Below are 23,345 nucleotides of genomic sequence, written 5' to 3'. Positions count from 1 at the left end.
TTGAAGCGTCACCCATGGCATTGGGCCGTGGCAATGCGCCAACCGGAGACGTGAAGCATGATACGCCGTTCGATCCTTGCCGCTGCCCTGAGCCAGCTGACCACCGCGGCTCTGGCCCAGACAGCGACACAGCCACCGGCCGCCACACCGCCCGCCGCGACGGCTGCCAAGTCCGACATCACGCTGGCCAAGTTCCAGAAGCGGCGAGAGAAGGCGATCATGGCCGCCGACACGGACGGCGACGGCAAGATCAGCCTGCTGGAATGGGAGGCTTTTCAAGCCAAACGCAACGTCAAGGGCGATCCCGCAAAATCCTTCGCGCGCGTCGATTCCAACCATGACGGCTTCATCGACCGGGCCGAGCTCGATGCGTTCTTCGCCAAGCGCTTTGCCAGGCTGGACAAGAATGGCGACGGCATTCTGACGGGCGACGAGATGCCGGGCCACAAATCCGCTCCCAAGCCAGAGCAATGACCAAGAGGCTATGACGCATGATGGACATTGGGTATGCGCCAGCCCATGAGCCCCGACCCGGACGAGGAGCTGGTTCGCCGGGTCGGCACCGGCGACCCGGCGGCGGTGCGGACGCTCGTCGCGCGCAAGCTGCCGCGCATCCTTTCGCTGGCCGCGCGCATGCTCGGCGATGCGGCGGAGGCCGAGGATGTCGCGCAGGAAACCTTTATGCGCATCTGGCGTCACGCATCGGGCTGGCGGCGCGGCAATGCACGCTTCGACAGCTGGATCCACCGGGTGACGCTCAACCTGTGTTCCGACCGGCTGCGCCGGCGCCGCGAACAGGTGACCGACCAAGTGCCGGACATTGTCGATCCCGCCCCGCTTCCCGATGCCCATCCCGGCGAAGCGGCGCATCGGGTCGAGCAGGCCTTGCAGGCAATCGCGCCGCGCCAGCGCGAGGCGATCCTCCTGGTCTACTATCAGGAGATGTCCAACATGGAGGCGGCCGCGACCCTGGAGATCAGCGTCGATGCCCTGGAAAGCCTGCTTTCGCGCGGCCGGCGGGCGCTGCAGGCGATCCTGGCCAAGGAGAGTGTCGATGAATGAGAAAGCCGCGATCATGTTTGCAAGGCGTTCACCGTACGTCGGGCGCGCCCGGTGGCCAGTTCCCGGAAATCCAACCGGACACGCGGCTCCAACCGGCAAAGGATAGACCGATGTCTGATGGGTCCAGGAACCAACCGGCAATGGATGCCGAGCGCTTTGCGGCTCTGGCGGCGGCCTATGGCGGCGACTTGCGGCGGTGGCCGCAGCCCGACCGCACGGCCGGCGCGATGTTCGCAAGGACCGAGATGGGGGCGGCCATATTGGGGCAGGCAGGCAAACTCGATGCCTTGCTCGACAGCTATGATGTAATGGCGCCCGGCCCGGCGCTGCACGGCGGCATCCTGCGAATGGCCGACCGGCTGCTCGTCCAGCGCCGGCGCCGGCGGGCCTGGTGGCTGGGTCTTGGACTCGCCGGCATCGGCCTGGCCGGCGCCATCGCCGGATTGGCCCTGGTGAGCGTCGTCACGCCGGAGTTTCAGCCCGACCGCTATGTGCTCGATGCCAATGCGACGGCGTTCGGCGATGCCGGGTCCGATGGCGAGACGATCGAGGAGGACCTATGAGCAAGGGCCGCAACCTCGTCATCGCATCCGTGGTGCTGAATGTCTTCCTGGCCGGCGCGCTTGCCGGCGGAGCGGTCTGGATAAGAAGCGGCAAGCCCGGCCAGGGCTATTCGCTTGAAGCCGCCGGAAGCCGGCTTCCCGACCAGGAGCGCATGCTGTTTCGAAAGGCGCTGCGCGAAGTTCGGCGCGAATCCCGCCAGGTCATCCTCGATGGCCAGCAGGCCAGGCGCGAGGCAGCCGACCTGCTTCGTCAGCCGGTCCTCGACACGACGGCCCTGGCGGCCGCGCTGGACCGGGCGCGCAATGCCGACGTCGCCGTGCGCACGCGGCTTGAGCAGCGCATCGTCGAGTTCGCGACGGCGGGTTCGGCCGCGGATCGCAACGTGCTCGCGGACGGGCTGGCCAGGCGGGCCGGGCCGAAACCGAAGCCAGAGGCAGAGCCAAAAAAAGCGCCGTGACGGCCGACGGAAAACGCCCGCAGGGCCGTTTAACCCAGGGAAGGGCAGCCTGCCGGACCGATCGGTGCGCACAGGTTTTCATTCTCGGAGAACATTCGGAGTAACTCATGAACCGTCTGACACAATATGCGGCGGCAGCCGTCCTCGCCTTGACCGGAACCGCCGCAACCGTCGCGACCTCCGCCGCCATGCCGATGGTGGCGCAGCCGGCCGCCCCGGCACTGATCGAGCACGTGGCCTGGGGTTGCGGGCCTGGATGGCATCCCAATCACTGGGGGCGCTGCGTTCCCAACCGTGTTGTGGTGTATCCGCGTTACCGCTATTGGCACGGCCCGGCCTACTACGGCTGGCATCCGCACCGCCACTGGCACCGCTGGCACCGCTGGTAAGCGCGCGGAAGGGCCGGGCGGCATCCGCCTGCCCGGCCGCCTATCCCCGGTTTAAGTGGGGCAATAGCCCGATCGAGCGTCGCGTGAGATCCAACGATGGAGCGTTGACATGGCTGTCGCGACCAAAGGGCCCATTGCGCCAGATCCCGCCCTGCCAGATCCCGCTTTGATAGCCTTCAACCGCTTCGGCCTTGGAGCCCGGCCGGGTGACCGCGAAAGACTGGCCGGCGACCCTCGCGGCTATCTTAAGGCGGAGCTGCGGCGGCCCGACGCCGCCATGATATCGCTCGACGATCCCGCCTATGCCGACCTCAAGGGGAGCACGCCGGCCATCCAGGCCAGCATGGCGGCAAATCTCCAGCGCAAGCGGGACCGGGAGCGGATGACGACGGAGCAGCAGCAAGCGGGCACGCCAGCCGCGGGCCCGGTTATGCCGCCATCCGCCGCACCGGCCACGTCGCCGCCCGTCGCCCCGCCCGCTGCCAAACCCGCCGTGCCGCCTGTCGAAATTATGTTGTTCCGGGCCGAGGCACAGGCGCGCTTCTACAAGGCAATGCAGGCAGAGGTCGGCTTCGTCGAGCGCCTGGTCTATTTCTGGTCGAACCATTTCTGCGTCTCCATCGCCAAGGACAACATCGTTCGCGCCAGCGCCGGGGCGTTCGAACGGGAAGCCATCCGGCCTTTCGTGCTCGGGCGCTTCGCCGACATGCTCATGGCGGTCGAGCGGCATCCCGCGATGCTGTTCTATCTCGACAACCAGCAGTCGATTGGCCCGGACTCCCGCGCCGGCAAGAACCGCCAGCGCGGCCTCAACGAGAACCTCGCCCGCGAGATCCTGGAACTGCACACGCTCGGTGTCGGCAGCGGCTACAGCCAAGCCGACGTGACCAGCTTCGCGCGCATCCTGACCGGCTGGATGATGGCCGGACGGGAAGGACGGCTGGGCGAACCCGGCAGTTCCGTCTTCAACGCCAATGCGCATGAGCCGGGTGACGCGGTGCTGCTCGGCAAGACCTATCCGGCTGGCGGCATGGGCCAGGCCGAGGCCGCGCTCAATGACATCGCCCGTCATCCGGCGACCGCTCGACACATCGCCACGCAACTTGCCCGCCATTTCATAGCCGACGACCCGCCGTCGGCGGCGGTCGCCCGCCTCGCCAAGGTGTTCGCCAAACGCGACGGCAATCTCAGGGCAGTGGCGGCAGCGCTCGTCGACATGCCGGAAGCGTGGTCGACGCCATTGGCCAAGATGCGCTCGCCCTTCGACTATGTCGCGGCCATCCGCCGAGCAGCCGGTCCCGGCCCGACGAACGACCCTGGCCAGTCGCTCAACTGGCTCAACGCGCTGGGCGAGCCGCTCTGGCGACCGCCGGGGCCGAACGGCTTTTCCGACCAGGCGGACAGCTGGGCATCGGCGGAAGGCATGAAGACCCGCCTCGAGATCGCATGGCAGGCCGCCCGGCAAGTGAAGGACATCGGCGACCCCAACGGCATGCTCGACGCGGTCATCGGTCCCTCCGCCTCGCCCGAAACACGCCAGGCGGTCGCCCGCGCGGAGTCCAAGCAGCAAGGACTGGCGCTGCTGCTGTTGGCGCCCGAGTTCCAGCGACGATAGATCGAACGATAGGTCCGGCGCCGACAACGCCCATGGAGAGGAAGTCATGAGCCTGCTGTGCGAAACCCCTCACCCGTCCCGCCGCGACGTGCTGACGACCGGCGGCGCGCTGTTTGCCTGGGCCTATCTGCCGCGCTTCGCCCGTGCCGCCGACAACCGCGACCCGCGCCTGATCGTCATCGTGCTGCGCGGTGCGCTGGACGGCCTGTCGACCGTCGGTCCGGTCGGCGATCCCGACTATGCCGGCCTGCATGGCGACATCGCCCTGTCGCTCACCGGCCCGCACCCGGCGCTGCCGCTCGATGCATTCTTCGCGGTCAATCCGGCGATGCCGGTGTTTGCGCGGCTGTTCAAGAACAACAAGGCGGCTGTCGTGCACGCCGCCGCGACCGGCTATCGCGAGCGCTCGCATTTCGATGGCCAGGATGTGCTGGAAAGCGGCTTTGCCGGTCCCGGCCATGTCGCCACCGGCTGGCTCAATCGGGCGCTGGAGAACCTGCCGGCGGGCGACCGCGTAGCGACACTCGGTGGCCTGGCCGTCGGAGCGTCGACGCCGCTGGTGATCCGTGGCGCGGCTCCCGTGCTCGGCTGGGCGCCGCAATCGCTGCCGGCACCGGCCGGCGACCTCGCGGCGCGCGTTCTCGATCTCTACCAGCATCGCGATCCGGTTCTGGCCGTCGCGCTGCAAAAAGGTCTCGACGCCGATCGCATGGCGCTCGACGACCAGATGGGCGCCAAGACGATGAAGCCGAAAGGCGGCCTCGACAGCGCCGCCGGCATACGGCAAGCCGCGCAAGGTGCCGCCAGGCTGATCGCCGCCGATGACGGGCCGCGTGTCGCGGCACTCGCCTTCGACGGCTGGGACACGCATGTCAACGAAGGCGGCGCGACCGGCCGTCTCGCCAGCCTGCTCGGCGGCCTCGACGGGGCCTTCGAGGAATTCGAAAAAGGCCTCGGCGAACGCTGGAAAGATACGGCGATCGTCGCCATCACCGAATTCGGCCGCACGGCGCGGATCAACGGCACGGTCGGCACCGACCACGGCACCGGCACCGTGGTGCTGCTCGCCGGCGGCGCGATCAAGGGCGGCCGCGTCATCGCCGACTGGCCGGGGCTGAAGCCCGCGCAACTCTACCAGCAGCGTGACCTTGCGCCGACCAGCGACGTCAGGGCGGTGCTGAAAGGCCTGCTCGCCGACCAGTTCGGACTTTCGGCCTCGGTGCTCGGCGAGAAAGTGTTTCCGGACTCAGGTGCGGTGAAGCCGATGATGAACCTGACCGCCTGAAGTTCTGGGGCGCCGCGTTCCCGCCGCGGCGCCGTCTCGCTGTCCACCGCGATCAGGCGGCCTCGACCTTGGCTGCCTGCAAGGCTTCGCCGCGCACCAGCCTGGTCACGCCGACGAAGTCGATCTTGCCCGAGCCAAGCACCGGCACATGCGCCACGACGCGCACTTCAGCCGGCACCATCAGGTCCATCGCGCCGCTTGCCTTGGCGAACGCCAGAAACTCGGCGCGCGTCGCTTTCTCGGCCTCGGTGACGAGCACCAGTTTTTCGCCCTTGCGCGGGTCCGGTACGGTCGCGACCGCCGAGAGCGAACCTTTCCACAACTCGCCCGCCAGCGCTTCCACCGCAGCCAGCGAAATCATTTCGCCGCCGATCTTGGCGAAGCGCTTGGCGCGGCCGCGAATGCTGACGAAACCAGCATCGTCGATGCTGACGATGTCGCCGGTGTCGTGCCAGCCATCTTGCAGGGGTTCGAGCACACCCGGTTTTTCGGCCCGGAGATAGCCCGCCATGACGTTGGGGCCGCGCACGAACAGCCGTCCACCGCCCTCGACGCCGATCACCGGCTCCAGACGATATTCCATGCCGGGCATGATTTTTCCGACCGTGCCCGATTTGTTGTACATCGGCGTGTTGATGGAGATCACCGGCGCCGTCTCGGTAACGCCGTAACCTTCGAGAATGCGCAGGCCGAATTTCTCCATGTAGGTTTCGCGGGTCGAGGCCTTGACCGGCTCCGCACCGGAAAAGCAATAGCGCACCGAGCGGAAATCATAGGGATGCGCTGTACGCGCATAGCCGCTGAGGAAAGTGTCGGTGCCGAAGATGATCGACGCATTCGAGGCATAGACCAGTTCCGGCACGATGCGGTAGTGCAGCGGCGAAGGGTAGAAATAGACCGGGACGCCGGACACGAGCGGCAGCACCGTGCCTGCCGTCAGGCCGAAGGAATGGAAGATCGGCAGAACGTTGAACACCTTGTCGCCCGAATGGAAATCGATGCGCGAGGCGGCCTGCGCGGCGTTGGCCAGGATGTTGCGATGGGTGAGCACGACGCCCTTCGGCGTGCCTTCGGAGCCCGAGGTGAACAGGATCACGGCCGCGTCGGTGGCCTTGCGGGCAACCCTGGGCGTACTCTTGCGCAGCAGGCCGAGCAGCTTGTCCTTGAGGCCGATGGTCGCGCGCAGATCATCGAGCCAGACGATGTTGACCGAGCGGCCGATCTCCTCGACGATCGCGCCAAGCTTGGCCTGCTCGACAAAGGCCCGCGAGGTCAGAATGGTGGTTACCTGCGCCGCCTTGCAAGCGGACAGGATGTTGGCGGCACCGGCGGTGAAGTTGATCATCGCGGGGACCTTGCCGGCGGACATGACGCCGAGCAGCGCGGCACAGGCGCCATTGGCGTTGGGCAGCATGATGCCGAGCGTGTCCTGTCCGGCATAGAGCATTTCGAACTTCTCGCCGAGCACGGCGACAGCCGTGAGCAACTTGCCGTAGCTCAGCGAACCGGTGACCGGATCCTGCACGGCAAGTTGCTTCATGCCGCGCTCGGTCGCCGTCTCGATGATCCTTTCGAGCACGGTCTTGTCAATATGCTGGGTGCGGAAGACGAGGTCGGACATCACCTGGTAGAGCGCGGCGCCGGCGGCGGCGCGCCGCTTGCGTCCCTTCAGCTCGTCGTCGACCTTGAGCCTGACCGGCGGCAGTATGGTCACCTTGACCTTCGGGAACAGGCGGCGGCGCACGTGCTGCGCCGTCAACCGCGAGAAGGGGCTTTTCTCCAGCCCCTCGATGCGGATCGGCACCACCATCGAGCCGGTCTTGTCGGCCACCATGGCGGCGCCGTCATAGACCTTCATCAGCCCGCCGGTGACGGTGATGCGGCCCTCGGGGAAGATGACCAGCGGGTCGCCGTTCTGTACGATCTTGATCAGCGTGCGTGTCGACATCGGCTTGGATGGATTGAGCGGCAGCGCCCGGGTCAGCTTTAAAAACGGCTTCATCCACCAGGCCTGCGCAATGGTATAGTCGATGGCGAAGACCGGCTCCTCATTGGTCAGCGTCAGAGCCAGCGGTCCGTCGAGGAAGCTGACATGGTTCAGCGCCAGGATGGGCGCCGGGCCCGCGGCCTTGAGATTGTCCAGGCCTTCGACTTCCAGCCGGTGGAAGGCGCGGAAAAGAATGGAGACAAAATCGCGGAAGGCATTGGTCGGCAGGTATTTCAGCATCAGCCAGGCGGCGATGGCATTAGCCAGGGCGAGGCCGAACAGGATGCTTCCCGTTGAGACGCCGGCTGCCTGGATGGTAGCGACGAGCAAGCCGCCGACAGTCATGAAGCCGGCGTTGACGATGCTGACTGCGGCGACGACCCGGGCGCGGCGCGCCTCGGGCGACCAGGCCTGCACGGCGGCAAAGGTCGGCACCACCAGGAAGGCGCTGGAGATGGCCATGCCGGCGAGGTCGATCGCAACACGGATGGTGTTTGGCCCGGCGAAGAAGAGGCCAAGGGTTTCGGACCTGGGCGAAGGCTGCATGCTCCAGATGGTCCATGCGAGGTCGAGGCCGAACAGCGCCAGCAGCGCCGTGCCGACCGGTGCGGGCAAAAGCACGATGCGTCCCTGCGACATCCACGCGGCGATTGCCGAGCCAATGGCGATCGAGATAGCGAACACCGCGAGATAGGCGGTGACCGCGATCTCGCCACCGCCGAGCTGATCCTTGACCAGCGTCGGCAGGATGGAAAGGACAATGGCACCGATCAGCCAGAACCAGGACGTCATCAGGCCGGCGCGCCAGATCCGCGTGTCCGTGCGCAATTCGCTGACCTGGCGCCAGGTCGAGCGAAAGACATTGCTGTCGATGACGAGGTCGGGCGCCGCGGAGCCGGTTGAAGGGATGTAGCGGCTGACGAACCAGCAGCCGACGGCGAGGATCATCATGATCGGCCCGAAGACCGAGACGCCGATGCCATCGGCCGAGACCACGCCGCCGGCGATGGTGCCGCCGAGGATGGCGGCGAAAGTCGCCGACTCGATCCAGGCGTTGGCCCCCGGCAATTCCTTGCGTTCGAGATGATCGGGCAGGATGCCGTATTTGATCGGCCCGAACAGCGCCGAGATGATGCCGAACATCAACAACGCTGTCATCAGCACCGGAATGGAGGACAGCGCGATGCCGACGACCGCCACGGCAGCGGCGCCGATCTCGGCAAATTTCAGCCGGCGGGCGATGAGCGCCTTGTCGAAGCGATCGGCGATCTCGCCGCCCAGCGCCGACAGGAGCAGGAATGGAGCCATGAACACGGCGCCGGCCAAAGTGACGAGCGAGGCCGCCTGATCGGCGGCCAGTGTGAAGAGGATCAGGAACACCAGCGTGTTCTTGAGGAAATTGTCGTTGAATGCGGACAGGAACTGCGTCCAGAAAAGTGGCGCAAAGCGCCGGGACAACATCAGATGCGTGTTCATGGCGATTTCCATTTGGCGGACCATCCGGCACTGTGCCGACGACCCTGCGGGTTGCGTGCGCTGTTTCAATCGCAGAGATATCAATGAGCTGGTTAACTTCCTTACTGCCTGTGACGTTCTCCAGTACTCAGGAGTTGGGACCCTCCACCCTTTTCGGCGTGTCGAGTGTCGTCCTTCGGACGGTGAACGCCGTTCATTTCTCAAACTTATCACTTTTTGAACAATGTTCAACAAGAAAATGAACGACGTTCACAAATACATCACCGAGACGGAATTGTCTTCCCCCCTTGTCATAGATGCCCCCGTTGTGGCCGCTTAGAAAGACGCGCCGACCAAGCAAGCACTATTGGGGTCGGCTGATGACGCGTTCCGGTGTTCGACATGTTTGCAGACGCATACGCTGAGTGCGACCAGGGTTCCTCGAGCGCCGGGACGCGGAGACCGGGAGACGCGGCGCCGTGGTGCTCGAGTTCGGCGATCATCAATCGTCGGCGACAAAGCCGTTCGTCGATGCCGTTGCCGGCGAGGACGCGCTGGCAAGACCGGAGTCACTTGCCTACCGCCCTTCTACACGCTCTCGACCTTCGGCCTGCGGCGGCAGGTTCCATGGTTGCCAGGACCGGGCGGAGGTCGATGCGCATCTGCGGCGGCGCGTCGATTCGGGGTTGCTGCATCTCTTCCCGCAGGCGGCGCCGCTTCACAGCCTCGCCGCACCACTCCAGTCGGCGGAGGGCAACCGCTGAAGTCTCAGGTGATGGGAGTCGATCCCAGCGTCGCCACGGTTTTCAGTGCGCCGTCGAGCATGTCGCCCTTCTCGTCTTTCAGCGCCGCCTCGCGCAGGCGGCGGATCCAGTCGGCGGCGTCCTCCCTACCCTTGAGCAGATCAAGCGCCGACAGCACGCGGTCGAATTTCGACTGGGCGCGCGCATGCGTGTCGCTGTAGCCCTTGATCAGCCGGCGGCAATTGAGGATTTCGACGGCAAGCGCGTAATCTGCCGGCACGGAGCCGAGTGCCAGCGCATACCAGCGATCGAGATGCGCGACCTCGACCTTATGCCGCAGCAGGCCGCGGCGCCAGCGGCGCAGGCCGCCGATGAACCACAAGGCGGCGAACCCGGCAAAGCTGTCGGTGCGGATGCGGCGGCCCCGGTTGATGCGGCGATCGAGGAAGGCTGCCAATTTCGGCCGGTCCTCGATGTAGCTGCCCAGCCTCGCCGGCAGCGTGCCGCAGAACTCCTCGATGCGCGGATGGAAGTACTCGGTCACTTGCAGGACCGAACCGTCCTTGACGCCAACCTCTTTGCGCACCCGCCTGTCGCGGGTCGAGCGCGTTTTCAGATCGGCGACGCGGATCATGTCGTCATAGCACATGGCGTTGGCCAGATGCTTGGCGGCTGCGATGGACAGCGCATGGGTTGGATCCGCGTGGTCAATCGCCACGGCCCTGTCCAGCCGGTCGAGATATTCGCGCCCATAGGCGATGTCCTGATAGTCGACGACCTTTCTCAGGCCCCTGAGCGCCATGTCGCGCACCGCCACCGGCAGCAGGTCGATGCGAGCGGCAAGCGCCTGCCATCCCTGCAAAAGGTTTCGCGGGCCACTCACATGTCCCGCACCCAGGGCAGATACGACAATCGCCGGCTCCGCCGGGTTCGCCATCGGCGCCGCCGTGCCGCGCGCACGATCATACGCGGCCGCGAAGGCGGCGAGGCTGGCCTTGACGCCACGGCCGCCGATGCCAATCGCCTGCTCGTAGCTTTCACGGGTAAACGGCAGCGCGTCGGAGCCGGCCAGCGCGCCAAGCAGGCTGGCCGAGATCATCGAGCCGTTGTCGGCGGCGATCTTTTCCATGTCGAAAGCGATGAAGCGCTTCGATGCGGCCTCCGCAGTGGCGTGGACTTTGGACGACGAAGCGCGGCCGTCGCCCGGTTCGATCTTTTCCGACACGGCGGCGATGCGGTGCGAGGACGCGATCAGCGTCGTGCGGTTGGGGGTGACGAAGCCCCTGATGATGGCTCGGCCGGCTTCCATCAGTTCGGCGGCAATCAGGATATCGACATCGCCCTGCGAGGGCGACAGCGCGAAGACCGGCAGACGGCCCGTGTCGCGGGCCATTTCGATATAGTAGATGGTGGCGCCGGTGCGCTGCGCGACGCCGGCGACCGAGGTCGATTGCGCGACATAGAAATTGCGCTCGGCGACGTCGGTGATCCAGTCGGCGAGCACGCCGCCGCCCTGGCCGCCGACGGCCAGCACGGCGAGCTTGATCACCGGCTCATCGGCAGCACCGGACCGGGGGCGCGAGGAAGGAACGGGATCAAGCATCGGAAAATATCAGGCGCCGGCCTTCGCGCCGCCTCTGCAGGAAGCCGATCGTCGCGCGGCGCGCCGTCTCCAGGAAACGGTCCCAGCGGCTTGGATTGTGCACGACGTCGGCGCGGTAGAAGGACGGGCACAGCACCGCCGCATCGGCGACCTCGCCGCAATTGCCGCAGCCGACGCAGTTCTGGTCGATCGATGCGACCGGATCGTCGCGCAGCGGATCGTCGAGCGACTTGACCGACAGCGATGGGCAGCCGGAGAGCCGCATGCAAGCATGGTCGCCGGTGCAGATGTCTTCGTCGACGCCAAATTTCGGCTTGACGACACGCTCGCCGCCGTTGATCGCCTTGTCGACCAGCGGTTTTTCGCGACGCTGGCGATTGAGCATGCATTCCGACGAAGCGACGATTACTTTTGGCCCCTTCTCGTCCGTCGTCAGCGCCTCGCGCAGCGTGTCCTGCATCTTGCCGACATCGTAGGTGCGGTCGACATGGCGCAACCATTTTACGCCCATGCCTTTCACCGCCTCGGTGATCGGATGCTTGGTCGACTTGGTCCTGTTGCCCGCGCGCGACGACAGGATGTCCTGCCCGCCAGTGGCGGCCGAGTAAAAATTATCGACGATGACGATGACGCCATCATTCTTGTTGAACACCGCATTGCCGATCGATGAGGTCAGGCCGTTGTGCCAGAAGCCGCCGTCGCCGACGAAGGAGATCGAGCGGCGCTTGGCATCGGGCGAATTGAACGCCGAGGCCGAGGCTGGTCCGAGCCCGTACCCCATTGTGGTGGCGCCGAGTTCGAAGGGCGGCATGATCGAGAACAGATGGCAGCCGATGTCGGACGCGATGTGATGCTTGCCGAGCTCCTGCTCGACCAGCTTGGTCGCGGCGAAGATCGGCCGCTCCGGGCAGCCGATGCAGAAACCGGGCGGTCGTCCTGGAACGACATTGATCAGGTCCGCCGTGTCGACGCCGTCGCCGACCTTGTTGGGGGCGCGCACTTCGCCCGGCAGCAGATGCGGGGCCTCGGCGCGCAGGAAGGCGCCGATGCCGTCGAGCATGACCTGGCCCGTATATTCCCCAGCCATCGGCAGGTGCTCCTTGCCGACCAGCCTGGTGCCGCGCCCGGCCTTGTGCAGCATCGCGGCAAAGGCCTGTTCGATGTAGTTGGGCTGGCCTTCCTCGACCACCAGCACCGCCTGCTTGCCCTCGCAGAAGACGAGGAATTCGTCGTCGATCAAGGGATAGACGGCGTTGAGCACGTAGAGCGGCACGTCGGTCTCGCCATAGGTGTCGGCAAGGCCGAGCCGCTGCAGCGCACGGATGACTGAATTGTACATGCCGCCCTGCATGACGATGCCGACGGAGCCATGGTCCGAGCCGAAGAACTCGTTGATCTTGTTCCTGGCGATGAAATCCACCGCCGCCGGCCAGCGCTTCTGCACCTTCTCCTTTTCGTGCAGGAAGGAGGCGGGCGGCAGCACGATACGGCCGGTGTCGCGACGCGGTGATTCGAGCGCATCGGCGACCGTCATCGGCGGACGCTTGTTATCCTTGGCGATGAAATGGCCATGCACGTGGCAGCAGCGGATGCGCACCTGCAGCATGACCGGCGTGTTGGAGATTTCCGACAGTTCGAAGCCATCCTCCACCGCCTTGACGATAGACGGCAGGTTCGGACGGGGATCGAGCAGCCAGACCTGGCTCTTCATGGCGAAGGCATGGCTGCGCTCCTGCATGATCGAGGAGCCTTCGCCATAATCCTCGCCGACGATAATCAGCGCTCCGCCGGTGACGCCACCGGAAGCGAGGTTGGCCAGCGCGTCTGAAGCCACATTGGTGCCGACGGTCGACTTGAACGTCGCCGCGCCCCGGATCGGGTAATGCACCGAAGCGGCGAGCATGGCGGTGGCGGTGGCTTCCGAGGCGCTTGCCTCGAAATGCACGCCGAGTTCGCCCAGAATGTCCTGCGCGTCGGCCAAAACGTCCATCAGATGACTGATCGGCGCGCCCTGATAGCCGCCGACATAGCCGACGCCGCATTGCAGCAGCGCCTTGGTGATGGCGAGGATGCCCTCGCCGGCGAATTCCTCGCCGGCGCCGAGCCTGAGTTTTTCGACTTCCTTGGCAAAAGACCGTTCGGCCATCTCTGCCTCCTTCCGTTGCCGCCGACAGTTGGCGGCGCGTGCATCTAGATGTCGTGCTTGCGAATGTTTTTCAGCATTTTCAAAAGCGTCGCGATGAGTGCTGCATATTCGGCGTCGTCGATATCGTCGAACATCGCCTCGAAGGCGTCGTGCATGGCCGGCCAGGCGCGGGTGAACTCGGCGCGGCCCTCGTCGGTCAGGAACACGTGGCGAATGCGGCTGTCGGTGACGCCCTGCTCGCGCCGCACGAAGCCTTGCCCCTCCAGCGTGTCCAGCGTGCGGCTCAAGGTCGATTGCTCGATGACAGTATAGACCGAGAGGTCGTTCACGGTGACGCCGTCGGTGACCGACAGCACCGCCAGCGTGCGCACCTGCGAAATGGTCAGGCCCTGCTTGCGGAAGTCGTCACGCAAGGTAGCGTTGTAGCGGCCCATGATGCGGTTCATCAGATAGGGAGCGAATTGCTGCAGGCCGATCTGGCCGAGGGTGGAAATGCGCTGGCGTTTTTCGGCGACCTTTTGTTCCATCACAGCTTCCCCGCCAGCAGGAAGCCGGAGCCACCACCGAGGCCCGCACCGGGATGGGTCGAGGCGCCGATATGATAGAGGCCCTTGATGCCGGTCCGGTGGTTGCGGCTGGTCTTGAACGGCCGCCACAGGAATGACTGGTCGACAACAGAGGAGCCGCCGTAAGGGTCGCCGCCGACCAGGTTGATGTTCATCGCTTCGAGATCGACCGGCGAATAGGCGCGGCGCGCGATTACGCTGTCCTTGAACCCGTCGACATGGCCGGCGAGGATCGCTTCGACGCGATCGGCATAGGCTTCGCGCAACGCCTCGGTCCATTGCCCGTCGGCAGGCGCATCGAGCTTGCCGGCGGCGTCGCCCTTGATGTGGCGGGGCGCCTCGGGGAGTTGAAGCCACAGGATCGCCTGGCCTTCCGGACAGCGTGACGGGTCGAGCGCGTGCGGCTGGCCGACGCAGATGGTCGGCACCTCCGGCAGCATGCCTCGCGCCGCCTCGTTGCAGGCTTTCGAAACGCCGTCCAGTCCGGGCGTCAAATGCAGCAGCGCCACCTTGTCGAGGCCCTCGCCGCGCCAGGACGGCGGCTTGGTCAGCGCGTAATGTATCTGGAAATTGCCTTTGCCATAGCGGTATTTCCGCGTCGCTTCGACATCGTCCTTCGAAGCGTCCTTGCCCAGCAGGCGGCCGTAAAGCTGCGTCGGCGTGACCGAGCAGATGACGCTCTTGTTCGCTGTAATCGTTTCGCCCGACGCCAAACGCACACCGGCTGCGCGGCCGCCCGCCTGGACGATCGAGGCTACGTCGGCGCCGGTGCGGATGTCTCCGCCGCGCTCCCTGATCAGGGCCTCGAAAGCGGCAAGCAGGTTCTTCGCGCCGCCCTTGACGATCGGCGCGCCGGCCGCCTCCAGCGCGAAGGCGATCACCTTGGCGATCTGGCCGGAAAAGGCATCTTCCGGGCCAAGCCCGGCATGCAGCACCCAGGGCGCCCAGAGCGCCCGAATGGTTTGAGACTGGTAGCTGCTTTCCAGCCAGCCGCGCGCCGGCACCAGCGCTTCGCCAAGAAAGGCGGCTAGGCCACGCGGACCACGCCGCCAGGTATCGCCGGCCAGCAGCTTCGCCGTCGGGTACGACCAAAGCGCGCCGCCGAGCAGGCCGAACAGCAGGCCGGCATTGCGTTCGATGCCGCCGACATCTTCCGCGTGGCGGTCACCGTCGCCGGCCGCGATCGCATTTATGGCAGCGACATTGGCGGCGCGGTCGGTGCTGAGCACGGCATGGCTGCCGTCGGGCATGAGCACGCCGGTCGGCGTGCCGGTGTGGCAGAATTCCAGGCCGTGGCGAGCGAGGTCGGCGCCAAGTGCGGCAAAGGCCGGCGAGGTGACGAACAACACGAAGGTCGTCGCCATCACGTCATGGACAAAGCCCGGCGCGGTGATCTCCTCGGTGCGCATGCAACCGCCGATACGGTCGTTGCGCTCCAGCACGAGCACCTTGGCGCCCTTGCCGCCGAGCATTGCGGCGCAGACCAGCGCGTTGATGCCGCTGCCGACTATGATGTGATCTGGGGCGGTCATCGAGGGGTGCTCCCCCGCTTTGGTGGATGATGTTTAATTGCGCGCGGTAGCGTTCCTTGGCGTAGAGCGGCAACCTCACAAGGTTGCCGCGCCCACTTCGTCATCGCGGTACCATTCGCAGCCATGATCTTCTCCCGAAGACCGCCCTCGCTTTATTTCCCCGGCACCAGCGCCAGCGCGCGGATCGGGCTGCCGGTGCCGTGCTCGATCTTGAGCGGTGCCGCGATCAGGATCGCGCCTTTCGGCGGCAGTTGGTCGAGATTGCAGAGGCTGGCGAGGCCGTAGCGGTTGGCCTTGTGCATCAGCGTGTGGGCCGGGAATGGCGGCTCCATGCCGCCGGCCTTGCCGGCATCGGTGCCGATCGTCTCCGAGCCCCAGCCCTTGATGTCCTTGCTGATCAGGAACTGGATGGCTTCCGCCGTCGGGCCGGGTGTGTGCGGACCGGTCTCGTTGGCATTGAGGAACTCGGCTTCCGAGCCGTTGCGCTTGTACCAGTCGGTGCGCATCACCACCCACTCGCCGGCATTGATCGCGCCATGCTTGGCTTCCCAAGCCTTGATGTGGTCGACGGTCAGCAGGAAATCGTGATCGGCGGCGGCCTCCTTCGAACAGTCGATGACATTGACCGGCCCGATGAAGTTCTGCGCCGGAATGGTGTCGGTGGCGCCGTCCGGATAGTCCTTGCCGCTGATCCAATGCTGCGGCGCGTCGAAATGCGTGCCGGAATGCTCGCCGAGCTTCAGCCAGTTCCACGCCCACCATGGACCGTTCTTGTCATAGCGGGAGATCGAGTGGATCTCGACCTTCGGCGTGTCGACGGCGAGTTCCGGCGGCAGCTTGATCAGCGGTGTGTCCGGCCCGAGCGGCGCCGTCAGGTCGACCACCTTGATGGCGCCGGAAAGAAGCTGGCCGGCAACTTCGCCGAGGAGTTTCTGGGTGTCCATGGTCTCTGTTCCCTCTTGTCTGACATGATCAAGGCTCGTCTCGGCCCTTAATATCCTACTAGACGAAAACATATGCATCTGCAATTATCTTTAAGCATAAAGGAAATGGGAACGGGGCGTGAGCGAGTTCGACGCCATCTTTGTCGGGGCAGGCCACAACACTCTGGCATGCGCCGCGCATCTGGCGCTCAAGGGCTGGAAAACCGGGGTTTTTGAGCGCAGCACAACAATCGGTGGTGCCGTCCAGACCCACGAATTCACGCTTCCAGGCTTCCGTCACGACTTCGGCGCGATGAATCTGAGCCTGTTCGCCGGCTCCGCCTTCCACCGGAAATATGCAAATGAATTGAAAGCACAGGGGCTGGAATTCGAGCCGGTCGCCGACTGTTTCGCCAGCGCCTTTCCGGATGGACGCTGGCTCGGCATCAGCAGCGATCTGGAAAAGACCGCCGGTCGCATGGCGGCCTTTTCAGCCGCCGACGCCGCGACATGGCGCAGGCTGGTTGCCGCCTTCCCGTCCGAGGCCGAGCATTTGTTCAAGCTGCTGGGCTCGCCGATGAGCGCCCGGGCGCTTGCAAGCACCGCCTGGAACCTGTGGCGCAAAAAAGGTGTTTCCGGCGCGCTCGACACCGGCCGGCTGCTGCTGTCGTCGCCGCGTGCCTGGCTGGAGGAAAATTTCGAGTCTCCGCACGTCAGGGCGACGCTCGCCACCTGGGGCATGCATCTCGACTTCGCGCCCGACATCGCCGGCGGCGCGGTGTTCCCCTACCTTGAATCGATGGCCAACCAGAGTTTTGGCATGGTGCTGGGCAAGGGTGGCGCCGACACGATCATCCGGGCGCTGGCCGGCATGGTCACATCGGCCGGCGGCAGGATCGTCACCGGCGCCGATGTCGCCGAGATAACCGTCTCCGGCGGCAAGGCCAGCGGTGTGCGGCTTGCTTCCGGCGAGACGCATACGGCCATCAAGGCGGTGATTGCCGGCGTCGCGCCCAAGGCGCTCGCCGGCAAGTTGCTGCCGCTCGGTTCGGGCGACGCCTGCTTCGACATGGCGATGCAAAAATTCCGCCATGCGCCCGGCACGATGATGATACACTTGGCGCTGGACGACCTGCCGGACTGGCGCGCCGGGGCACAGCTTCGGCAGTTCGCCTATGTGCATCTGGCGCCATCGCTCGACCAGATGTCGCGCACCTTTCAGCAGGCGACATCAGGCATGTTGCCGGACGAACCGGTGCTGGTCGTCGGCCAGCCGACGGCGGTCGACCCTTCCCGGGCACCTGAAGGCAAACATGTTCTGTGGGTGCAGGTGCGCATGCTGCCCGCTGAAATCGCGGGCGACGCCTCGGCCAAGATCGCACCAGCCCACTGGCAGGTCAAGGAGGTCTACGCCGACCGCGTGCTCGACATCATCGAGACCTACGCACCAGGGCTGCGTGCGAAGATCCTCGGTCGCGCGGTGTTTTCGCCGATCGACCTCGAGCGCGAGAACCCGAACCTCGTCGGCGGCGACCAGGTCTGCGGCAGCCATCATCTGGCGCAGAACTTCTTGTTCCGTCCGGCGCGCGGCTATGCCGGCTGGAACACGCCGATCACCAATCTGCACCTCACCGGCGCCGCGACATGGCCCGGTGCCGGCACGGGTGCCGCCTCGGGCTTCATGCTCGCGCAACAGCTTGGCGGGAGGTAGCCAGACGATTTCATGAAGGCGACGAGAGGCAAGCGCTGCTGCCCACGAAGCCCGAACCAATGACCGGACGAAGCCGCGCAAAAGACAAATAAACCAACAAGGGGAACGACCATGACAATCAACAGACGCGAATTACTGGGATACAGTGCCGCGGCACTTGGCGTGGCCGCTGTCGGCCTGCCCAACATCAGCCAGGCTGCCGCCGGCGAGTTGACCATCGCCTACAATGTCAACCTGCCGTCCTGGGACCCGACCACCGGCCCGTCGGCCGTCAACCCGACTATCCAGGGCCTCTACCAGTCGGTGTTCGACCAGTTCATCCCGCAGAAGCCGGACCTGTCCTTCGCGCCTGGCCTTTTGACGGAATGGGGCTGGAACGACGACCGCACCAAAATCATGATGACGGTGCGCGAAGGCGTGAAATGGCATGACGGCTCGCCCTTCACCCCGGAAGACGTCGTCTGGTCGCTGCAGCGGGCGGGCGACGAAAAGACCGGCAACCCGATCCAGTTCGTCTGGAAGAACGTCGGCAATTTCAAGATCGACGGCAACAAAATCACCGGCGACGTCGTGCAGTTCGACCCGGTCTATTTCAAGTGGATGTCGTTCCTGACCGGCTACATCATGCCGAAAGCCTATTACGAGAAGGTCGGCGCCGAGGGTTTCGAGAAGGCGCCGATCGGCACCGGTCCCTACATGGTCGAAAAGTTCGAGCGCAACGCCTTCCTGCGCCTGAAGGCCAATCCCAACTATTGGGGCGGCAAGCCGGCCTTCGAGAATGTGACGATCAAGTTCGTCACCGACGCCGCGAGCCGGGTGGCCGAGATCGAATCCGGTTCCTCGCAGGTGACGCTCGAAATCCCCTATGAAGAGTACGACCGGCTGATCGCCAAGGACGGGCTTGCCGGGTCGATCAAGAATGTTTCCGACATCGGCATGATCTTCTTCAACGACATCGAAGCGATGCTGGACAAGAACGTGCGCCAGGCAGCCGTCATGGCCGTGGACAAGGAGCTTCTGGTCAAGCGGCTGCTGCGCGGCTATGGCCAGCCGATCGCCACACTGGAGACCCCGGAATACACGGCCTTCGATGCCTCGATCAAGGTGGAGCACAATCCGGAGAAGGCCAAGGAGTTGCTGGCTGCCTCAGGCTATTCGCCGGAAAAGCCGGTCAAGTTCACCATTCAGACGACCAAGGGCTTCAAACCCAAGGACTATGAGATGATCCAGGCGATCGTCGGCATGTGGCGCAAGGTCGGCATCGAGGCGACGATCGAGGTCTATGAGATCGCCAAGCACTACGAGCTGCGCGCCGCCGACAAGCTCGCGCCCGCCGCCTTCTACAATTGGGGCAATGCCATTGGCGACCCGACCACGTCGACCGGCTTTGCCATGTATGGGCCGAGCCCCCATTCGGTCTGGGACAGCCAGGACCTGATCGACATGATCAACCCGCTGTGGGGAGAGAAGGACGAGGCCAAGCGCATCGCCGGGTGGAAGGCGGTCGATAAATACATCGCCGAGCAGGCCTACGTGCTGCCGCTTATGCAGTATGCGCAACCGATCGTGCATGCAAAGGGCGTCAACGTGGTGCAGCATATCTCCGGCGCGCTGCTACCGGCCCTGATGACCCCGGCCTGATATCTGCCTGGGCTTACCGCGCGCCGTCCATAGCGACGGCGCGCATTCTACAGGCATATGAGCCTGCGGGCTCCTGCAAAGATTTACATGCTCCTGCAACGATTCCTGATCCGTCTGCTGACGATGTTGATCACGCTGTTGGGCGTGGCCGTCGTCGTATTCGTGGTTATCCGCGTCGCGCCCGGCGATCCGATCGCCATGATGCTGCCGCCCGGCGCCACCAATGACGACATCGCCCGCCTGCGAGCGCTCTATGGGCTCGACAAGACGATCGTACAGCAGTTCTTCATCTGGCTGTCCGGGGTCGCCAGGGGCGATTTCGGCACCTCGATCTCGCTCCGGCAAGACGTGCTTGGCCTCGTCTTCAACCGGCTGCCGGCAACCCTGGAGCTCGCCATTGTCGCGCTCATCATGGCGGTGGCGATCGGCGGCACGACGGCGATCCTCGGTGCGCGCGAACGCGGCACGGCGGTCGAGGCCGGCATCGACATCGCCAGCGGTGCCGCACTTTCCATCCCCGATTTTCTCTGGGGCCTGGTGCTGATCCTGCTGTTCGGCGTGCTGGTGCCGATATTCGACATCTCCGGCCGCGTGTCGCCGCAGCTCGACTTGCCCTTCATCACCCAGTTCTACTTCTTCGAGAGCCTGTTTCGGCTGCGCTTCGACCTCACCTGGGACCTCTTGAAGCACATGCTAATGCCAGCCGTGGCGCTGGCGCTGCCGCTCGCGGCCATCATCGCGCAACTGCTGAAGCAGTCGCTGAAGGAAGTGCTCGACCTCGATTATGTCGTGCTGGCGCGGGTCAAGGGGTTTTCTGAAACGCAGGTCATCTTGCGCGAGGCGCTGAAGAACGCCGCGCTGCCGACGCTGACGCTCATCGGTGTGCAATTCACCTTCCTCATCGGCGGCACCGTCATCGTCGAGCGGCTGTTCTCCTATGAAGGCCTCGGCAACATGGCGATCGACGCCGTTATCAACCGCGACCTGCCGCTGATACAGGGTATCGTGCTGGTCTTCGCGCTGCTGTTCGTGCTGATCAACCTCGCAGTCGACATGATGTATGCGCTGCTCAATCCGAGGCTGCGCCATGGATGAGGCACGCATCTCGCGACGCGGATCGAGCCCGAGGCTGTGGCTGGCGGGAGGTTGGCTGCTGCTGGCGCTGCTGGCGGCGATCTTGGCGCCGCTGGTCGCGCCGCAGGATCCGCTTGCGCAGGATTTGATGCTGGAACGTCTGCCGCCGTTCTGGCTCGACGGTGCCGAGCCGGGCTATTGGCTCGGCACCGACAGCCTCGGCCGCGACCTGCTCTCGCGCCTGATCTTCGGCGGCCGCATCGCCTTCATCGTCGCTTTCGCGGCGGCCATCGCCGCCTGCGTGGTCGGCTCCACATTAGGCCTGATCGCGGGCTATTTCGGCGGCTGGGCGGACCGCATCATCTCACGCATCGTCGAAATCTGGATGGCCTTCCCGCCGGTGCTGTTCGCCATTCTGCTGGTCGCCGTGCTCGGCACCGGCTTAAGCTCCGTTATCCTCGCCATCGCCATCATCGACTGGACGCGTTTCTGCCGGGTCATCCGCGCCGAGGCGATGGGCCAGTCGCGCATGGACTATGTCGAGAACGCTCGCATCGCCGGCTATGGCCGCTTCGGCATCATGCTGCGCGAAGTTCTGCCCAATGTGGTGCCGTCGATCGTGGCGCTGCTGTCGCTGGAGATGGGCATCGCCGTCATCGTCGAGGCGATCCTGTCCTTCGTAAATCTATCTATCTCGACCGACGACCCTACATGGGGCGGCATCATCGCCGAGGGCCGGCTGTCGATCCACCAGGCATGGTGGGTGCTGGTGTTTCCGCTGGTCACGCTGATCCTCACCGTGTTGTCCTTCAGCCAGTTCGGCGAGGCGCTGAAGACGCGTTTCGATCCGGTGCTGCGATGAGCGCCTGTCTCGACATAGCCGATCTGAGCGCGGTGCTGGCCAACGGCCAGCGCGTGCTGCGCTCTGTTTCGCTCTCGGTACAACCCGGTGAAGTGCGCGCGCTTGTCGGCGAAAGCGGCGCCGGCAAGACGATGATCGGCAAGGCGGTGCTGGGTGTGTTGCCATTGAGCGTGCGCATCGTCGAAGGCGATATGAGGCTCGAGGGCGAAGACCTCGGCAAACTCCCGCCAAAAGCGCGGCGCACGCTGATCGGCGCGCGCACGGCGCTGATCCCGCAGGATCCGCTGACCGCGCTCAACCCCTCGCGCCGCATCGGCTCCCAGATGACCGACCGTCTGGTGCGCATCCTCGGCTGGAGCGGAGACAAGGCCGATCGGCGTATCCGCCAGTTGCTTGATGAGGTGCAGATCCGCGACCCCGACCGGGTGCTGAAGAGCTATCCGCACGAGCTCTCCGGCGGCATGCGCCAGCGCGTGCTGATTGCCGCCGCCTTTGCCGCCGAGCCACGGCTGATCGTCGCCGACGAGCCGACCACGGCGCTCGACGTGACGGTGCAGAAGCAGATCCTGCGGCTGATCGCGGCGTTGCAACGCGAGCACGGCACCGCGATCCTGTTCGTCACCCACGATCTTGGCGTCGTCGCCAAGATCAGCCAGAAAGTGTCGGTTCTCTATGCCGGCAAGGTGGTGGAAGAGGCCGAGACGGCGGCGCTCTTCGCCGCGCCGAAGCACCCCTATACAAGGGCATTGATGGCCGCCACGCCGCGATATACCGATCCCTTCGCTTCGCTGAAGCCGGTGGACGAGACGGTACTGGCGGGGCTCGCCGCCGAGATCGCTGCCGCCGACCAGGCCTGGAGGCGTCCGCATGGCTGAGCCGCTGTTCTCCGTGCGCGGGCTGAAGGTCGCGCTGCCCGACATGACACGCAAGCCGCTCATCGGCCGCGCACCTTTGGCCGAGATTCTGAAAGGCCTGGATTTCGACCTGCCCACCGGCTCGGTGACGGGCATCGTCGGCGAATCCGGATCCGGGAAATCGACGCTTGGCCGTGCGCTGGTGCGGCTGCTGGAGCCGAGCGCCGGCAGCATCCGTTTCGAAGGTCGTGACATCACCCATCTGCCGGAAGCCGAACTGCGGCCACTGCGCCGCGACCTGCAGATGATCTTCCAGGATCCGATGTCGTCGCTCAATCCGCGCCGCACCATTGCCAGCATCATCGCCGCTCCGCTCAAGCAGAACGGGCTCGGCGACGATCTGAAATCCCGCGTCGCCGAGGCATTGCAACGCGTCGGCCTGCCGCAAAGCTTCGCCACCCGCTACCGCCACGAACTGTCGGGCGGGCAGCGCCAGCGCGTCGGCATTGCGCGCGCACTGGCGCTGTCGCCAAAATTCGTGCTGGCCGACGAGATCGTCTCCGGCCTCGACGTGTCTACGCAGGCCCAGATCCTCACCTTGCTCGAGAAGCTTGCAGCGGAGATGGGTCTGACGGTCGCCTTCATCAGCCACGATCTGTCGGTCATCCGGCGGCTGTGCCGGCAGGTGGTCGTCATGCGCGAAGGCAGCATCGTGGAAGCGAGCGCCACGGAGGCGCTGTTCGACATGCCGCGGCAGACCTACACGCGCGACCTCATCGCGGCCATTCCGCTGCCCGAAATCGATGCGAGCTGGCTGGACATTCCTTCCGCCGGCAAAGCGCCGACATGAATGCGAACGCACGCCGAAAAGCGGGC

Annotated in this window: 20 protein-coding genes; 14 read left to right on the top strand and 6 right to left on the bottom strand. The window is 65.2% G+C overall.

Annotation, left to right across the window (positions count from 1 at the left end; translation table 11 throughout):
- Positions 1 to 57: 57 nt before the first annotated feature.
- The 7 genes from ACVWWD_RS11555 to ACVWWD_RS11525 all read left to right on the top strand — a co-directional run bounded on the left by ACVWWD_RS11555 (position 58) and on the right by ACVWWD_RS11525 (position 5,372).
- The gene (locus ACVWWD_RS11555) at positions 58 to 474 is read left to right on the top strand and encodes an EF-hand domain-containing protein (protein ID WP_352547643.1); all 417 of its coding nucleotides are present in this window, start codon (positions 58 to 60) and stop codon (positions 472 to 474) included.
- 33 nt (positions 475 to 507) lie between these two features.
- Positions 508 to 1,062, top strand: coding sequence for an RNA polymerase sigma factor (locus ACVWWD_RS11550; protein ID WP_352547641.1), 555 nt, complete (start codon positions 508 to 510; stop codon positions 1,060 to 1,062).
- A gap of 110 nt (positions 1,063 to 1,172) precedes the next feature.
- Positions 1,173 to 1,625 (top strand): hypothetical protein, encoded by a 453-nt coding sequence (locus ACVWWD_RS11545; RefSeq protein WP_352547639.1) that lies wholly within the window; start codon positions 1,173 to 1,175, stop codon positions 1,623 to 1,625.
- Positions 1,622 to 2,083 (top strand): periplasmic heavy metal sensor, encoded by a 462-nt coding sequence (locus ACVWWD_RS11540; RefSeq protein ID WP_352547637.1) that lies wholly within the window; start codon positions 1,622 to 1,624, stop codon positions 2,081 to 2,083. The genes ACVWWD_RS11545 and ACVWWD_RS11540 overlap by 4 nt, the downstream gene beginning before the upstream one ends.
- A gap of 107 nt (positions 2,084 to 2,190) precedes the next feature.
- Positions 2,191 to 2,472 (top strand): GCG_CRPN prefix-to-repeats domain-containing protein, encoded by a 282-nt coding sequence (locus ACVWWD_RS11535; RefSeq protein WP_352547635.1) that lies wholly within the window; start codon positions 2,191 to 2,193, stop codon positions 2,470 to 2,472.
- Between the two features lie 109 nt (positions 2,473 to 2,581).
- Entirely contained in the window at positions 2,582 to 4,087 is a 1,506-nt protein-coding gene (locus ACVWWD_RS11530; RefSeq protein WP_352547633.1) for a DUF1800 domain-containing protein, read from the top strand.
- Between the two features lie 46 nt (positions 4,088 to 4,133).
- A complete protein-coding gene (locus ACVWWD_RS11525) occupies positions 4,134 to 5,372 on the top strand; it encodes a DUF1501 domain-containing protein (protein ID WP_457103073.1) in 1,239 nt (412 codons plus the stop codon).
- A gap of 52 nt (positions 5,373 to 5,424) precedes the next feature.
- Here ACVWWD_RS11525 and ACVWWD_RS11520 read toward each other — a convergent pair whose 3' ends face one another.
- Positions 5,425 to 8,835: an acyl-[ACP]--phospholipid O-acyltransferase gene (locus ACVWWD_RS11520; RefSeq protein WP_023792545.1), complete on the bottom strand. Its 3,411-nt coding sequence runs from the start codon at positions 8,833 to 8,835 to the stop codon at positions 5,425 to 5,427.
- A gap of 458 nt (positions 8,836 to 9,293) precedes the next feature.
- On the opposite strand from ACVWWD_RS11520, the gene ACVWWD_RS11515 reads away from it, so the two are divergent.
- Positions 9,294 to 9,578, top strand: a complete 285-nt coding sequence (locus ACVWWD_RS11515) for a hypothetical protein (RefSeq protein ID WP_023783391.1) — start codon at positions 9,294 to 9,296, stop codon at positions 9,576 to 9,578.
- 4 nt (positions 9,579 to 9,582) lie between these two features.
- Here ACVWWD_RS11515 and ACVWWD_RS11510 read toward each other — a convergent pair whose 3' ends face one another.
- From ACVWWD_RS11510 to ACVWWD_RS11490, 5 genes are all read right to left on the bottom strand, one after another.
- Complete coding sequence (locus ACVWWD_RS11510) at positions 9,583 to 11,160, bottom strand: indolepyruvate oxidoreductase subunit beta family protein (RefSeq protein ID WP_352547627.1); 1,578 nt, start codon at positions 11,158 to 11,160, stop codon at positions 9,583 to 9,585.
- A complete protein-coding gene (locus ACVWWD_RS11505; protein ID WP_457103072.1) occupies positions 11,153 to 13,306 on the bottom strand; it encodes a thiamine pyrophosphate-dependent enzyme in 2,154 nt (717 codons plus the stop codon). The genes ACVWWD_RS11510 and ACVWWD_RS11505 overlap by 8 nt, the downstream gene beginning before the upstream one ends.
- A gap of 44 nt (positions 13,307 to 13,350) precedes the next feature.
- Entirely contained in the window at positions 13,351 to 13,833 is a 483-nt protein-coding gene (locus ACVWWD_RS11500; protein ID WP_023772620.1) for a MarR family winged helix-turn-helix transcriptional regulator, read from the bottom strand.
- The gene (locus ACVWWD_RS11495) at positions 13,833 to 15,404 is read right to left on the bottom strand and encodes a phytoene desaturase family protein (protein WP_352547623.1); all 1,572 of its coding nucleotides are present in this window, start codon (positions 15,402 to 15,404) and stop codon (positions 13,833 to 13,835) included. The genes ACVWWD_RS11500 and ACVWWD_RS11495 overlap by 1 nt, the downstream gene beginning before the upstream one ends.
- A gap of 152 nt (positions 15,405 to 15,556) precedes the next feature.
- Positions 15,557 to 16,348 (bottom strand): cyclase family protein, encoded by a 792-nt coding sequence (locus tag ACVWWD_RS11490; RefSeq protein ID WP_023772618.1) that lies wholly within the window; start codon positions 16,346 to 16,348, stop codon positions 15,557 to 15,559.
- A 118-nt stretch (positions 16,349 to 16,466) separates the two neighbouring features.
- Here ACVWWD_RS11490 and ACVWWD_RS11485 point away from each other — a divergent pair, with 118 nt between their 5' ends.
- The 6 genes from ACVWWD_RS11485 (at position 16,467) to ACVWWD_RS11460 (ending at position 23,319) form a co-directional block, all read left to right on the top strand.
- On the top strand, positions 16,467 to 18,038 hold the full coding sequence (locus ACVWWD_RS11485) for a phytoene desaturase family protein (protein ID WP_352547621.1): 1,572 nt from the start codon (positions 16,467 to 16,469) through the stop codon (positions 18,036 to 18,038).
- 111 nt (positions 18,039 to 18,149) lie between these two features.
- Complete coding sequence (locus ACVWWD_RS11480; RefSeq protein WP_023792571.1) at positions 18,150 to 19,679, top strand: ABC transporter substrate-binding protein; 1,530 nt, start codon at positions 18,150 to 18,152, stop codon at positions 19,677 to 19,679.
- Between the two features lie 87 nt (positions 19,680 to 19,766).
- Positions 19,767 to 20,774 (top strand): ABC transporter permease, encoded by a 1,008-nt coding sequence (locus tag ACVWWD_RS11475; protein ID WP_023772615.1) that lies wholly within the window; start codon positions 19,767 to 19,769, stop codon positions 20,772 to 20,774.
- A complete protein-coding gene (locus ACVWWD_RS11470) occupies positions 20,767 to 21,615 on the top strand; it encodes an ABC transporter permease (RefSeq protein ID WP_352547618.1) in 849 nt (282 codons plus the stop codon). Before ACVWWD_RS11475 ends, ACVWWD_RS11470 begins: the two co-directional genes overlap by 8 nt.
- Complete coding sequence (locus ACVWWD_RS11465; RefSeq protein ID WP_352547616.1) at positions 21,612 to 22,490, top strand: ABC transporter ATP-binding protein; 879 nt, start codon at positions 21,612 to 21,614, stop codon at positions 22,488 to 22,490. The genes ACVWWD_RS11470 and ACVWWD_RS11465 overlap by 4 nt, the downstream gene beginning before the upstream one ends.
- Positions 22,483 to 23,319: an ATP-binding cassette domain-containing protein gene (locus tag ACVWWD_RS11460; RefSeq protein WP_457103071.1), complete on the top strand. Its 837-nt coding sequence runs from the start codon at positions 22,483 to 22,485 to the stop codon at positions 23,317 to 23,319. Before ACVWWD_RS11465 ends, ACVWWD_RS11460 begins: the two co-directional genes overlap by 8 nt.
- Positions 23,320 to 23,345: the final 26 nt, after the last annotated feature.

It is taken from the genome of Mesorhizobium sp. URHB0026 (assembly GCF_054059755.1).
The sequence above is the reverse complement of the archived record's forward strand: the minus strand, read 5'-3'. Positions and strand labels throughout refer to the sequence as shown.